Origin of the sequence: Mucilaginibacter sp. SG564, assembly GCF_013149275.1 — a bacterium.
GTDB lineage: Bacteria > Bacteroidota > Bacteroidia > Sphingobacteriales > Sphingobacteriaceae > Mucilaginibacter.
Genome location: NZ_JABGNA010000007.1, coordinates 47216 through 61237, shown reverse-complemented (window position 1 = coordinate 61237; position 14022 = coordinate 47216). Strand labels below are relative to the sequence as shown.

At 43.8% G+C, this 14022-nt stretch carries 12 protein-coding genes; 4 read left to right on the top strand and 8 right to left on the bottom strand.

Annotated elements, in window-relative coordinates:
• Positions 1-979 precede the first annotated feature (979 nt).
• Both FHW89_RS16815 and FHW89_RS16810 read right to left on the bottom strand, forming a co-directional pair.
• Positions 980-1615, bottom strand: coding sequence for a Crp/Fnr family transcriptional regulator (locus tag FHW89_RS16815; RefSeq protein WP_172336225.1), 636 nt, complete (start codon positions 1613-1615; stop codon positions 980-982).
• Positions 1616-1669: 54 nt separating this feature from the next.
• Positions 1670-1912 carry a hexameric tyrosine-coordinated heme protein gene (locus FHW89_RS16810; RefSeq protein WP_172336224.1) on the bottom strand — a complete coding sequence of 81 codons (243 nt, stop codon included), beginning with the start codon at positions 1910-1912 and terminating at the stop codon, positions 1670-1672.
• A gap of 178 nt (positions 1913-2090) precedes the next feature.
• On the opposite strand from FHW89_RS16810, the gene FHW89_RS16805 reads away from it, so the two are divergent.
• On the top strand, positions 2091-3395 hold the full coding sequence (locus FHW89_RS16805) for an NAD(P)/FAD-dependent oxidoreductase (RefSeq protein ID WP_172336223.1): 1305 nt from the start codon (positions 2091-2093) through the stop codon (positions 3393-3395).
• A gap of 156 nt (positions 3396-3551) precedes the next feature.
• Here FHW89_RS16805 and FHW89_RS16800 read toward each other — a convergent pair whose 3' ends face one another.
• From FHW89_RS16800 to FHW89_RS16775, 6 genes are all read right to left on the bottom strand, one after another.
• Positions 3552-4145, bottom strand: coding sequence for a YdeI family protein (locus FHW89_RS16800; RefSeq protein ID WP_172336222.1), 594 nt, complete (start codon positions 4143-4145; stop codon positions 3552-3554).
• A gap of 209 nt (positions 4146-4354) precedes the next feature.
• Entirely contained in the window at positions 4355-4798 is a 444-nt protein-coding gene (locus FHW89_RS16795; RefSeq protein ID WP_172336221.1) for a DUF1569 domain-containing protein, read from the bottom strand.
• A 3-nt stretch (positions 4799-4801) separates the two neighbouring features.
• Positions 4802-5215, bottom strand: coding sequence for a VOC family protein (locus FHW89_RS16790; protein ID WP_166089626.1), 414 nt, complete (start codon positions 5213-5215; stop codon positions 4802-4804).
• 68 nt (positions 5216-5283) lie between these two features.
• Positions 5284-5706: an AraC family transcriptional regulator gene (locus tag FHW89_RS16785; RefSeq protein WP_172336220.1), complete on the bottom strand. Its 423-nt coding sequence runs from the start codon at positions 5704-5706 to the stop codon at positions 5284-5286.
• 147 nt (positions 5707-5853) lie between these two features.
• On the bottom strand, positions 5854-7152 hold the full coding sequence (locus tag FHW89_RS16780; RefSeq protein WP_172336219.1) for a glycosyl hydrolase family 8: 1299 nt from the start codon (positions 7150-7152) through the stop codon (positions 5854-5856).
• The gene (locus FHW89_RS16775; protein ID WP_172336218.1) at positions 7124-8068 is read right to left on the bottom strand and encodes a LysR family transcriptional regulator; all 945 of its coding nucleotides are present in this window, start codon (positions 8066-8068) and stop codon (positions 7124-7126) included. The genes FHW89_RS16780 and FHW89_RS16775 overlap by 29 nt, the downstream gene beginning before the upstream one ends.
• 89 nt (positions 8069-8157) lie before the next feature.
• Between FHW89_RS16775 and FHW89_RS16770 the strand changes: the two genes are divergently transcribed.
• Genes FHW89_RS16770 through FHW89_RS16760 form a run of 3 tightly spaced genes read left to right on the top strand, consistent with a single transcriptional unit; the run spans position 8158 to position 13939 of the window.
• On the top strand, positions 8158-9558 hold the full coding sequence (locus FHW89_RS16770) for a TolC family protein (RefSeq protein WP_172336217.1): 1401 nt from the start codon (positions 8158-8160) through the stop codon (positions 9556-9558).
• A 21-nt stretch (positions 9559-9579) separates the two neighbouring features.
• A complete protein-coding gene (locus FHW89_RS16765; RefSeq protein ID WP_172336216.1) occupies positions 9580-12831 on the top strand; it encodes an efflux RND transporter permease subunit in 3252 nt (1083 codons plus the stop codon).
• Positions 12818-13939, top strand: a complete 1122-nt coding sequence (locus tag FHW89_RS16760; RefSeq protein ID WP_172336215.1) for an efflux RND transporter periplasmic adaptor subunit — start codon at positions 12818-12820, stop codon at positions 13937-13939. Before FHW89_RS16765 ends, FHW89_RS16760 begins: the two co-directional genes overlap by 14 nt.
• Positions 13940-14022 lie beyond the last annotated feature (83 nt).

Below are 14022 nucleotides of genomic sequence, written 5' to 3'. Positions count from 1 at the left end.
TGAATGTTTTGTTAGTAATTTATTAATAAAACATCCTCAAAATGCTATGTTTAACTGCTATAATGATTTACTAATAATTAATTTGTAAATCTTCATTTCTTACTTGTGTAAACAATACACTCTCTTTAAATTAGTTGAGAAGCCAATATAAATTTCTGAAGAAGCAGAAATTACACTGAATTTAATAGTATTATAACATTTTAGTTTTAAATGTGCTCAACCCAAAAGGAGGAGCAGAAGCGGATGATATCGGGGAATAAGTTTAAAATTTATCACGGGAAGATCATATGATTAAACCTTTACACTCTGTAATTTTTCAATCTTCAAAATTTAAATGTCGCTACTTTAAAAGGGACACGATTAGGTTTTCCGTACCGGATAAGCAATTCATCCTTATATTAATGGTCCTATTACAAACTTAAAATTTTGTTTATCTACATAAATCTTAAATCAAAGATATTAATCAACTAAATCTCAATCTCATGTTTAAAAATTTACTCTTAAAAGGAAAGATTCCCTGGTTTTTCCTTACACTACCCGGAACAGATTTGTATGTACTTATCAAAGGTACAATTACAAGCACTTTACCAAGACTAATGGCAAATTTACGCTGAGTTTAAATCTGGGTAATGCACCTTTTTTCCTACATCTGTTATATCAAAACATTAAAGTAAAAGCGGGCCTGATGGTATCAGGACTATTTGCGAGCCGGAAGCAATGTGCTGACCGAAGTTGTTGTGATAGGTTACTGTTCTTAACGGAATAAGAAACATCACAGGTTCGGTTGCTATTGTTGGCCTGGCTATAAAAATCTTAGATTGTAGAGATCTGAGTTTAGTTGATCAGTGTTTGTAGGAACATTGAGTAGCGCTCCGGGGTGAGATACGGAGCGCTTTTTTATTTAATGCATTGAACTAACTGTGGCGATTAAGTCATAAGCCAAACTTAAATTGGTACCGGCATCCTTGCTCCACCTTATTTATACAATCAGTTTAATTTTACGAGGTGATTGTGTGATCTTCTGATCTTTCTCCATCTTCTTTAACAAGCGGGAAATCACTTCCCTTGAGGTGGCCAGATCGGCGGCTATGTGCTGATGGGTGATCACCAGCTCGGTTGATTTATTTATAGCTACTTTTGTTTTCAAATATTGCAACAGACGGTCTTCAAGATTATAGCAAATTACTTGTTTGGTGGTTTCCAGCAGGTCGTTATAATGTTTCTGATATTCATGCAGGATCATCTCGCTGAATGCCGGATATTTGAGCAACCATTCGCGGGCTTTATAAATAGGAACCAGTAAAAGGAGCGACCGCTCCTCCGTAATACCCGAAAAACTCACTTCTTTTTCATTAAACAGATGGGCGAAGCTAAAAATACAGGTAGAGCCCGGGTTGATGTAATACAGGAGGAAGGGCAAGCCATCCTCCTCGCTGTAAACTTTTACCGTTCCATTGATCAATATGGGCAAATTTCGAACCAACTGACCCTGCCTTACCACATATTCATCCGGCTCAAATGATTTAAGTTTACCAAAGCTGATCAGTTCGCCGAGCAAATCTTTTCCAAATTCGGCCAGACATTGGCTTATCAGATTGGTTTCAAATTCATCCATTTTTGCTGCAGTTCATTATCTGCAGCAAATTTACCTTGTTGTAACGGTGTGTGCTTATTTTTTCCAATAATTATTCGCGGCAGCAATGGTGGCAAATTCAATAGCTACGGTTTGACCTATAGCAATAAGCATAGCAGCATCTTCGGCGTAAATTGGGCGTAATCTTTCGCGTACCGCCGCATCCGGCTGGGTGATCTTAATTATAAGACGCGACATTTTAATGGCTAATGCCCTACCTTCTTCAGGTGTTTCGGTTATCAGGGAATTACCTGGTATTAGTTGTACACTGTCTGACATAATTCAAATAAGTTAAATGATGAATGTTTGTTGGTAAAAGTAATAGAAATATGAAATGGGTGACTTTAGTTACAATCCGCGATTTTTTAGGCCTGTTGTATGGCTTTTGTCATGTTTTGTTTTGACCATGGCGATACGTTGCCGCCATCAATACAAAACCTAACTTTGTTTATAAAATATGAACACTGCTGATATACTGATCGTAGGCGCCGGTGCCGCCGGACTAATGGCTGCTAGCGAACTAGCCAACACGGGTAAAAAGGTAATAGTACTGGAGGCAGATAACCGCATCGGGGGGCGCATCCACACACAATATGATGCTACAACCGGAGAATATACAGAACTAGGGGCCGAGTTTGTACATGGAGATCTGCCGGTTACCATAGGCTTATTGAACGAGGCGGGTATACCTTATCGTTCTGCTTCGGCAGAGATGGTACAATATGATGAGGGTGCCTTTGTAGAAAATGAATCATTTATTGAGCATTGGGATTTGCTGATCGACAAATTGAACAGCCTGCAGCAGGACGTCAGTATTGAAGAGTTTATGCTGAAAGAGTTTCCTGATGATGAATATGCGCGGATGCGTACCTCGGTGAGGCAATTTGTATCAGGCTATGATACCGCCGACCCACAGAAAGCCAGCAGCTTTGCCTTGCGGAAGGAGTGGCAAAGCGAAGATGACAGCGCGCAGCACCGGGTAGCAGGAGGGTACGTGACTTTACTGAATTACCTGGCTGGTGAATGCAAATCCAATAACGGTCAAATATTTCTGAACGCCATAGTAAAGGATATTTATTGGAGCCCCGGGAAGGTAAGTGCCATTACAGCTGACGGTACAGCTTACCACGCCCAACAAATAGTGTTGGCTGTACCGCTTGGTGTTTTGAAAGCTGGTGAAGGCCAAACAGGCGGAATAGCTTTTCATCCGCCGCTTAAAGCGCACGCCGAAGCTATACAGGGGATGGGTTTTGGTTCGGTGATCAAAATATTATTGGAATTTGACGAGGCTTTCTGGTACAGTGAAGAAACCGAAGTACGCATTGGCCGGAGCCTCGACAATATGGGCTATCTGCTTTCGCAGGAAGAAATACCTACCTGGTGGACGCAATTTCCGGAGCGATCCAACATATTTACCGGCTGGATAGGAGGACCGGATGCCGAAGCCAAAAAAGAAAAGACGGATGAAGAAATACTGGTGCAGGCCTTGCAGTCGCTTGCCAATATTTTCCGCCTGAGTGTGGAGGAATTACAGCAAAGACTTAAAGCATGGAAAGTGGTAAACTGGACAGCCAAACCATTTACCCTGGGCTCATATGCTTATGATACGGTTAACGCGCTTGTCTGTCGTAACACGTTAAACACACCAATTGATGACACCCTGTTTTTTGCCGGCGAATATCTTTATGAAGGCACCGCCATGGGTACCGTAGAAGCTGCTTTGACCAGCGGAAGGGGTGTGGCGGAGATGATTATATCATAAATTTATTAAGCGTAAAACGATGTTATTTCGAATGGAGAGAGAAATCTTCTGCATAATGCCTTGACAATTTTATAAGATTTCTCTCTCTGTTCGAAATGACAATTTTGGCTAAAAGAGTAGGCTTCGATTGCCCCTGTATAAAGCGGCTAAGGCTCATCAAACCAACATTTCTCTCTGTTCCAGCTTGGTTATAAACCGTTGAATTCTCTTTTCTCTTGTTTCGGGTGTTTTTGCCTGATGCAAATGGTAGTATATAATAAAAAGGTTGGTTTTGTTAAGCGTATCAAAAAAGGCCCTGGCTTTTGTATTATTGTTTAACTCTTTCATAAAATCCTCCGGAATGATCGCCTCCTGTTGCGGAGCGTAAGCTTTTTCCCAGCGACCATCAGCTTTGGCCATATCTACCTGTGCAATACCCGGAGGGCGCATTTTTCCACTGGTGGTTAACCTTTGGATGTGCTCCGTGTTCCGGTAGGACCAAGTACTTCTGGCCCTTCTGGGTGTGAATTTTTGAATAAAGGATACCTCATCCAATTTCTTTTTAATCCCATCTATCCATCCAAAGCAAAGAGCCACATCTAAGGCCATCGCGTAATTAATGGATTTTATGCCCGAGTCCTTTTTGAATATCTTCAGCCAGATGCCATCTGTATTTTCATAGTTCTTGTCCAGCCATTTTTCCCATTGTGCGGAGGTTTTAAAAGAAAGCAACGGTAGCTCTTTTTTTGATGATGGAATGGTTTGTTTCATGAAACAAAGAAAACCGAGCCACATGACAGCCCTATGTCAGTAGTGCAAAAAGATGTTATCGATTAAATGAGAGGTGAAGAGGTGTTGATGAAGTGATCAGAACATTCCCTACACCCCTTCAATAGAGGAATCTCAATGCCCCGCTTTTTTAATTATCCTAACGCGCCATAGGATGAAGCCGGGTGATGGCATCCATTAACATACTTAATTTACGCCCCAAACTGCCGTAAATGATGGTCGATATGTTTATAAACAAAGGGACCGATCTGTTCGCGGGTCATAGAACCAAAAAATGGATGTATAAAGCCTGGATTGGAGAAATTAGCATAATCCCTGATCTTGGCGAGCCATTCCGTCCGCTCTGATACCATGTCGCCATTGCCGGTAATTCTAAGTTCGGGAAGAGTAGGGGTATTTCTCGCCAGGGGCGATTCATCTTTCATAACCCTGCGTAAAGCCACCCGGCCAAAAATACGACCGATAAATGCACGTTTGTATTTTTGCCTGCCTTGCATCATGTCTTCCCAAAGGTTGCAATGCCTTACCATCTGGTAAACATTCATTTTGCCCCATTGCGCCTTGCTGTCTCTGTTTAATGAATTCACCCTGCCAATGAGTTCATCCCTTGTTTGCTGGTCGAAGATCGATTTCATAGCTTAAGATTCAATTTGTGCCAATGAAAACCAGTTGCCAGAATCGTCTGTAAACAAGGCTTCATAGCCATAAAACTCTTTTGTTGGTACCTTTTTGAATACCACTCCTTTAGCCTTTAATTCTTCGTAGGTTGCCAGCAGGTCGTGGCAGGTGAATACGGCCGCACCGAAGGTTCCTTTTTGGATAAGGTGGGTCATGGTTTGTACGGTTTCCTTATCAAACATGCCACCTTCGGCAACCAGGAACAGGGTTATTTCCAGTTCGGGTTGTTCGGGCGGGGTTACGGTCAGCCACCGGGCACCTTCGCCCATGGGGGCATCTGTGTGTACCTTGAAACCCAGCTTGTTTACATAGAAATCGTATGCGCGGTTCTGGTCAAGAACATAAATGCACATGTGCGTTACTTTGGTGATCATTTTTTGTATGTATTTGGTTAACAATACAAACATGGGCAATGCATCACATTATTACCTCTTGAAAATTGCTATTTTTTGATGTAGCCGTGCGATTCTGCAAAGCAATTTGGAACAGCAGATAAGGGATTAGCTCGAATGGCCTGCTGCTTTGCTTTTTGACTGTTTTGAAACACTGAAGGTGTTTTACCCACCACTTTTTTAAATACGGCTGTAAACGATGTGGGACTGTCAAAACCGATGCTTACACAAACATCCATAATGGTATTGCCTTCGGCCAATAATAGGCGGGCTTTGTCTATCCGCACTTGGGTAAGATAATGATGCGGGGTTTTACCGTATATGGATTTAAAAAGCCTGATAAAGTGATATTTGGAGAAGCATGCTTCATCGGCTATGTTGGAAATATCAATGTTTTGGGAGAAATGACTGTCGATGAATAGTTTGGCTTGCACTATCCGTTTATACAGATACAGTTTCTCGTATTGTTCCATTTGGTTATAAATTAAGTATTCTGAACCAGAATTTACGGAATTTAAGAATTAACATAATAATAAATTCGATTGCTGAATCCGAAATTAAAAATAAATCAAAATTCGAACATCTGAAACGACGGCGCCCTCAACGAAGTTAATTCGAAATCAAGATGCTTTCCAGTAATTACCCGATACGATGATCATGTCAAGCATTTTGATGCTGTTATCGTAATAGTCGTAATCTCGGAGTTTAAAGGCAACCAGGTAATCCCATAGTTTATTGAGCCATTGTTGGTTACGCTGATCAACCGTGGCTGATACGGTGAAAGGGGCTATAAAACTCAGCGCTTCAAAATACCGGCCTTTGATATCATTCCCGGCCAGGGTATATCCTGCCGAAATATTATCGGGATTGCCATTGGTGGTTTCGCGGATCCAGTGGTTTATTTTATCGGTGAAAATCTTAGCTCTTTGGTCACCATATAATAAATAGTCGCTGGCTATTCGCCAGGGTACGCGGCAGGCATTGTAGTTATAATAACCATCGTATGGTGATTCGAGATAATTGCGTTGTGCCGGATGATGGGTTTTATTGATGCCGCGGATAAAATCGGGTACCAGGCCGGCATCGGGGCTGTATTGGGCTTGCATAGTAGAGAAGAGGTGATAATTATTATCGATTGCTGATTTCCATTTGCCGTTATGTAAAGTGGCTTCAAAGGCTTTAAAATGGGCCGGCATAAAGTCGGATGAACGCATATCGAAGTAGTCGGCGCTATCATATTCAATGGCGTCGCTCAGCAAAACGGAATAAGTCTTGGGGTTGATCTCGTGCTGCATAATGGCCGCTATGATGCTTTGCGCTTCGTGCAGGTAATTGATACTGCCGGTATTGCCCCATTGTTTGCCAGCCAGCAGCAGGGAATAGGCAATATCCATATCGCCATCGGTAGCGGTGCTGTGGTCAAGATCTTTACAGCCTTTTACCTGAGCCCAAGCCATGAGGTAGGGGGATGTTTTAGCCGGGTGGGCTTTGAAATACCGGTAAAGGCCGTCAAAAGTATGTCGTGCAGATGGATCATAACCGGCCATCAGTACGGTTATAACCATACCGTAGCCCTGACCTTCGGATACACATTCTTTGCCTTTTCTTTCAAACCAAATATAATATTGATCAGGTTTGCAGCCGGGTTTTACGTAGCGCTTTTTCCACTGATTATAAAATAGTTCTACCTGTTTATCCAATTGTTGTTGGGACAGGTGGTTGGGTTTGATGCTGCCTTTGGTGTAGGAGTAATGCTGCGGGAAGGGCATGGAGACCTCACCTAAATCCTCTCCTTTGGAGAGGACTTTACTCTGTATCTCTTTAATTCCCTCTCCTTTGGAGAGGGCCGGGGTGAGGTTTCCAATACTTATACCCAGTACAAAAAGGAGGTTAAACCACCTGTTCCAGTAATTCTTCAAAATGCTCTTCTTCCATACACATTTGATTCTCGGCAAAATACAGTTTCAGGCAGGCCAGGAAATTCTGGATAACCGGGTTATCCTTGCAGGTAGCGGCATACCAAGTGCGTTTGGCTACGCTGTGGTGTAATGGTTTGGCCACTACGTTCCGGTTGGCCAGGTAAGGTTTCACTATCCAGTCGGCCATTACGCTGATGCCCAGGCCCGCGTTTACCATCTCGATGGTAGCATCGGTGTAGTGGATGCGGTTGAGTGTTTTGGGTTTTACGTGTTGTTCCTGTATCAGGGTTTCAATAAGCGGGGTATCCTGGTAGCTGGGATCATAAAGGGCCAGTATCAGGTCCTGATCCTGAAAATCGCAGATATTGATTACATCCTTTTTGGCCAGTGGATGATCTGCTGGTAAAATAGCATTTAGGCGGTCCTCAAAAATAGGTTCGTAAGTTATTTTGGTGTTCACCATCTGGGTACGTACAATACCCAGATCCAGGTCGCCTCGCATGAGGTATTCCAACGGGCGGCGGGTGGCATCCGATACGATGTTGATATGGATATCCGGCCACTGGCTTTTAAAATCTTTGATAACACCGGGCAGCCAGTGGTAGGCCGTATAGCACTGCATACTGATATTGAGCTTGCCGGTTTTACCGTTTTTATAGTTGCGGATGTCCTCTTCCATCGAGCGTATCTCGGCAATGATCTTCTCAGAACTGCGCAAAAAGCGATAGCCAATCTCAGACAAATGTAATTTTTTGCCTTCGCGGTGAAAAACTTCAATATCCAGCTCTTTTTCCAGTTCCTTTAACTGGTGGCTCAGGGCCGATTGAGTAAGGTGCAGCGTTTCGGCTGCTTTAGTTAATGTGCCCTCTTTTGATATGGTATCAACTAAGCGGAAGTGGTGGAGTGCTATGTTCATTATGAATTTTACTAATGATTATGACAAAATTAATTCATTTTTTTCATACATCCTATAGCCCTACCTTTGCCGTGTATAAAATACACGTTATGTATAAGCTACCTTCAAAACAACTACTTCTGTTTTTAGGTGTTTTATTTGTCTTCCAGGCTCAGGCTCAGCAAAAAGTTTTAAACATCAAAGATGCTGAACAAATGGCACTCGCTAACTACGGTACCATCAAATCCAAAGCTAATCAGTTAAACGCTGCTAAGGCATTTCTAAAAGAAACACGTACAGAATATCTACCAGATGTAAGCATCTCGGCACAACAAGACTACGGAACGGCCAACGGCCAAAACGGACCTTTGTATGGTTACCGTGGTTTATCCGTAGCATCATCAGGCCCCGCCCAGGCTAATCAAAACTGGAACGCGGCATTTGGCTCCTTGTATTTAAGTAACGTAAGCTGGGATTTTTTCAGCTTCGGTAAATCAAAAGAACGGATCAAAGTACAAAAGAACATTGTTAACCGTGAAGAGACGGATCTGGTACAAGAGCAATTTCAGCACGAAGTTCGTGTAGCCAGCACCTATTTAAATCTACTGGCGGCTCAGCAACTGGAAAAGGCACAGCAGGATAACCTGAACCGTGCTATGGATCTGCAAAAAGTTGTGGCGGCCCGTGTAAAGAATGGACTGAATCCGGGTGTGGATTCGGCTTTGGCCAACGCGGAGGTATCCAACGCCAAAATCTCGTTGACCAATACGCAGCAAACTGTTCAAGATCAGAGCAACCAACTTTCGGTTTACCTGGGCATCCCGGCGCAGGATTTTTTATTGGACAGCGCCTTTGTAACCAAACTGCCTACCACATTGGATGCTACAAGCGCGGTACAACTGGCAGACCACCCGCAATTACGCTATCTGCAAAACCGCATCGGCGTAAGCGATGAGCAGGCCAAATACCTCAGAACTTTCAGCTACCCTACATTTACCTTGTTTGGTGTGTACCAGGGCAGGGGATCAGGTTTTAATTATGATTATACCACCAACCCAAACAGCGTTAACAGTAGTTATGGCGCCGGGGCCAATCCAACCCGGTACAATTATCTGTTTGGTGTAGCCATGGTTTGGAATATTACCAGCCCATTCAGGGTGCATTACCAGGTACAATCGCAAAAATATACCTCAGCGCAGTTCAAAAATGACTACGACTTGGTGCAGCAGCAACTGACGGCACAGCTGGCATTGGCACAAACCCGCATCGGTAATTCATTGAAAAACTACCGCGAGGTACCGGTTGAGGTTTCGGCCGCGAGCGATGCTTACAAGCAGAAATATACCTTATATAAAAACGGACTGGCCAACATTGTTGATTTTACCCAGGCTCTTTATACACTGAACCGTGCCGAGGTTGACCGCTACATTGCCTTAAACAATGTATGGCAGGCACTGCTGTTTAAATCGGCAGCTACCGGCGATTTCGGCATATTCATTAATAATTTTTAATAACAGTAATACACATTTATAATGGGAATGATCAAAGGGGCGCTACAAAAACCAATTACCATATTGGTTATAGTTGCCGGACTGTTTTTTTTCGGGATCAATGCGGTACGTACTATCAAGATAGATATCTTTCCTGATCTTAACTTGCCGGTTATCTACGTATCCCACCCTTACGGAGGTTTTACTCCCGACCAGATGGAGGCTTATTTTGGTAAGCAGTATGTGAACCTGCTGCTTTTTGTTTCGGGTGTTAAAACCATCGAAACCAAAAACGTACAGGGTTTAACACTGATAAAAGTTACTTTTTACGAAGGTACTAATATGGCACAAGCCGCGGCGGAGGTCACGGCGTTCACCAACAGGGCCCAGTCGGCATTCCCACAGGGTTCACAACCTCCATTTATTTTGAGGTTTGATGCCTCTACGCTACCGGTTGGTCAGTTGGTACTTAGTAGTCCTACCCGATCAAACAACGAATTGCTTGACTTCGCCCTGGTTTATATCAGATCGGCATTTACATCGGTTCCGGGATTGGTAGCACCTGCTCCTTTTGGTGGTAACCAGCGAACCGTGGTAATCAAGGTTGATCCTGGATTGTTACGCTCGCACAACTTAACACCCGATCAGATCGTGGCTGCTTTGCGTGAGAATAACCAAAACACCCCCGCGGGTAACGTACGTATAGGCGACTATAACTACCTGGCACCGGCAAATACTACCATCAAAAAGATTCCGGATTTTGGTAATATCCCACTATACAAAAATGGTGTACAAACAGTTTTTTTACATGATGTAGCTACTGTAGAAGATGGCGCGGACATCACCAACGGTTACGCACTTATTAACGGTAAACGTTCGGTTTATTTGCCTATCACCAAATCGGCTACGGCTTCAACCTGGGATGTGGTGCAGAATTTGAAAAAAGCGCTTCCCCGTTTCCAGGCTTTGGTTCCGGATGACGTAAAATTGTCGTTTGTATTTGACCAATCGGTTTACGTAATTAATGCGGTAAAGAGTTTGGCCGAAGAGGGCGCCATAGGTGCGGTACTCACTGGTTTAATGGTGTTGCTGTTCCTGGGTGACAAACGCGGTGCACTCATCGTAATATTAACTATACCAACCTGTATTATATCAGCTATATTTTTCCTTTCGCTTTTTGGGCAAACCATCAATATAATGACGCTGAGCGGTTTGTCGTTGGCTATTGGTATCTTGGTGGATGAGTCGACAGTAACGATCGAGAACATACACCAACACTTTGATATGGGTAAACCCAAAGCCCTGGCTATATGGGATGCCTGTAAGGAGATCGCTTTTCCTAAATTACTGATCTTGTTCTGTATCCTGGCAGTGTTTGCACCGGCCTTTACTATGAAAGGTATTCCTGGAGCGTTGTTCCTGCCGCTGGCGCTGGCCATTGGTTTCTCCATGATCGTATCTTACTTCCTGGCGCAAACCTTTGTACCCATCATGGCCAACTGGATCATGGTAAACAAACATGAAGACCACAGCCATGCAGATGGTTTTGCTTTGGAAGATGAAGGCGAACCATGGGAGCAAAAAGAAAAAGCCATGAAAAGGGCTTTGGAGCATACGGGTAAAGAAGTAACCCGTTTTGACAGGTTCAGGGATAGCTTTATGCGCCTCATGGACAGGATGCTGCCCAACCGCAAGATCCTGGTAACTGTTTATGTTGTTGTTGCTTTTGGCTTAGCCTTCCTGCTCTTTAACATTATTGGCCGCGACGTATTACCAAAAGTAAACTCCGGAACATTCCAGGTACGTTTGCGTGCGCCCGATGGTACCCGTTTGGAGCGTACCGAGATAGAAGTAGTGAAAGCGCAGCATATACTGGGTAACATTGTGGGTAAAAATCACATTGCTATTACGTCTACTATGGTGGGTACGCACCCATCTTCGTTCTCCACCAACCCGATATATATGTTTATGGCTGGTCCGCAGGAAGCAGTTATGCAGGTGAGCTTAACAGAAGACTATAAAGTGAACCTGGATGATCTGAAAGAAAAATTCAGGGACTCTATAGCTCAAAAAATGCCTGGCATAAAGATCTCCTTTGAGCCGATAGAACTGACTGACAAGATCCTGAGCCAGGGATCGCCAACACCGATAGAAGTTACCCTGGCCGGTAAAAACAAAAAACAAAACCAGGAATACGCGTTCAAGATATTGGATAAATTAAAACAGATCAAATATCTGCGCGATGCACAGATAGGCCAGTCGTTTAACTATCCGTCGTTAGATATTACTATCGACAGACAAAGAGCAGCGCAACTGGGTGTAGGTTTAAATGATATATCCCGCTCGTTGATCGCTTCTACCTCATCATCGAGGTTTACCGAAAAAAATAACTGGATAGATGAGCGCGTAGGATTAAGCTACCTGGTACAGGTGCAGGTGCCTGAATATCAAATGGCCAGCCTGAACGATGTGAAGGAAATACCGGTATTGGCTAACCAGGCACGCCCTACGCTGGGTGATGTGGCCGATGTGAAAACCGGCTTAGCTAATGGCGAAGATGATAACATTGGTGCTATACCAACCCTGTCTGTTACGGCCAATATCAATAAAAAAGATTTAGGTACCGCAACGCATGATGTGCAGGAAGCTATTAAATCTATAGGAAAATTGCCGCACGGGCTAACCGTTGAAATGCGCGGTTTAAGCCAGACATTAACCGATACATTGGATAGTTTACAATCAGGTTTGTTGGTAGCTATTATCGTGATATTCCTGATGCTGGCAGCTAATTTCCAGTCGTTCAAAATGTCGTTCGTGGTACTATCAACGGTGCCTGCGGTATTGTTCGGTTCGTTATTATTGGTTAAAATAACCGGGGCAACGCTCAACCTGCAATCATACATGGGTATGATCATGTCGGTAGGCGTATCCATCTCCAACGCGGTATTGTTGATAACCAACGCCGAAGAATTGCGTAAACACAACGGGGATGCGTTGAAAGCCGCCCGTGAAGCAGTGGCCCTGCGTTTGCGCCCTATATTAATGACCAGTTTGGCGATGGTTGTGGGTATGATCCCGATGGCATCCGGCCTGGGCGAAGGCGGTGACCAGACATCACCACTCGGCCGTGCGGTTATTGGCGGACTTATTGCTTCCACATTTGCGGCCCTGTTAATATTACCATTGGTTTTTGCCTGGGTACAAGGTAATGCCACCACACAATCAGTTTCATTAGATCCAGAAGATAAAGAAAGTAAATTTTATGTCCCTTTGCACCATCATGAAAAAGCTTAAAAATAGATCCACCATTATGCTTGCCGTATTAGCGGTAGCAGTAAGTTTCCTGAGTGCGTGTCATTCAGAGGAAAAAGAAAAAGAAAGCGCCGAAGAGCAACAACAGGAAGCAGTGGAAACCCCATCGGTCGAGCTGGTTTCGGTTCAAAAAGGAAAACTGAGTGGTTCAGTTACCATTCCCGGCGAACTGATCCCTTATCAGCAGGTCGACCTGTATGCCAAGGTGAACAGCTATGTGAAAAAACTGCTGGTTGATATCGGTTCCGAAGTACACCAGGGACAATTACTGGTTGTTTTAGAAGCACCGGAGATCAACTCGCAATTAGCAGGCGCGCAGTCAAGAATTAAGCAACAGGAGGCCATTTACTATGCCAGCAAAGCTACTTATGACCGATTGTTAAGTACCAGCAAAACTCCCGGTACCGTATCGCAAAATGACCTGGAGCAGGCTGAAGCCAAAAAGAACTCTGACCTGGCCAACGTAGAAGCAGCCAAATCGGCTTACAAAGAAGTTGCTGCTAACCTGGCTTACCTGGAAATACGCGCTCCGTTTGATGGTGTGATCACCAGCCGTAATGTAAACCTGGGTGCTTATGTAGGTCCGGGTGGTAAAAGCACCGATCCACTGTTTACTTTACAGGATCAGAAAAGACTGCGTTTGGTAGTATCCATACCAGAAAGCTCTACAGGTTCATTAAGCAACAAAAGTGAAGTTGATTTTACGGTGAAAGCTTTGCCTAACCAAAAATTCACCGCGCAGGTGAAACGTTTGGCCGGTGCTTTGGATGAAAAATTAAGAGCCGAGCGTTTAGAAATGGACGTATACAATAAAGATAAAAAGCTTTTGCCGCACATGTTTGCCGAAGTTAACGTGCCCCTGCCAGGTGGCGATAGCGCTTATGTGGTGCCAAAAACCGCTGTTTACACTTCTACCGAAAAGGTGTTTGTAATTAAGGTGGTAAATCATAAAGCGATATGGGTTGACGCTAAAAAAGGCTTAACATCGGGCGATTTGATGGAAGTTTACGGCGATATTAAACCAGATGATAAACTGGTAAAAGTAGCCTCAGACGAGATCAGGAACGGATCAACAGTAAAAGATAAATAATTAGTTGATAGGATAAGGATTGAGTTAATTCAGTTGACTGATTACTTTTGTTTTGCATCCCGCTTTGCTTTAAGCAAGGTGGG

What these genes read in the sequence shown, in the direction of transcription:
- FHW89_RS16800 (WP_172336222.1), bottom strand. Translation starts at nt 4,145, where the DNA reads ATGAAACAAACCATTCCATCATCAAAAAAAGAGCTACCGTTGCTTTCT.
- FHW89_RS16790 (WP_166089626.1), bottom strand. Translation starts at nt 5,215, where the DNA reads ATGATCACCAAAGTAACGCACATGTGCATTTATGTTCTTGACCAGAAC.
- FHW89_RS16810 (WP_172336224.1), bottom strand. Translation starts at nt 1,912, where the DNA reads ATGTCAGACAGTGTACAACTAATACCAGGTAATTCCCTGATAACCGAA.
- FHW89_RS16785 (WP_172336220.1), bottom strand. Translation starts at nt 5,706, where the DNA reads ATGGAACAATACGAGAAACTGTATCTGTATAAACGGATAGTGCAAGCC.
- FHW89_RS16765 (WP_172336216.1), top strand. Translation starts at nt 9,580, where the DNA reads ATGGGAATGATCAAAGGGGCGCTACAAAAACCAATTACCATATTGGTT.
- FHW89_RS16775 (WP_172336218.1), bottom strand. Translation starts at nt 8,068, where the DNA reads ATGAACATAGCACTCCACCACTTCCGCTTAGTTGATACCATATCAAAA.
- FHW89_RS16760 (WP_172336215.1), top strand. Translation starts at nt 12,818, where the DNA reads ATGAAAAAGCTTAAAAATAGATCCACCATTATGCTTGCCGTATTAGCG.
- FHW89_RS16795 (WP_172336221.1), bottom strand. Translation starts at nt 4,798, where the DNA reads ATGAAATCGATCTTCGACCAGCAAACAAGGGATGAACTCATTGGCAGG.
- FHW89_RS16805 (WP_172336223.1), top strand. Translation starts at nt 2,091, where the DNA reads ATGAACACTGCTGATATACTGATCGTAGGCGCCGGTGCCGCCGGACTA.
- FHW89_RS16815 (WP_172336225.1), bottom strand. Translation starts at nt 1,615, where the DNA reads ATGGATGAATTTGAAACCAATCTGATAAGCCAATGTCTGGCCGAATTT.
- FHW89_RS16770 (WP_172336217.1), top strand. Translation starts at nt 8,158, where the DNA reads ATGTATAAGCTACCTTCAAAACAACTACTTCTGTTTTTAGGTGTTTTA.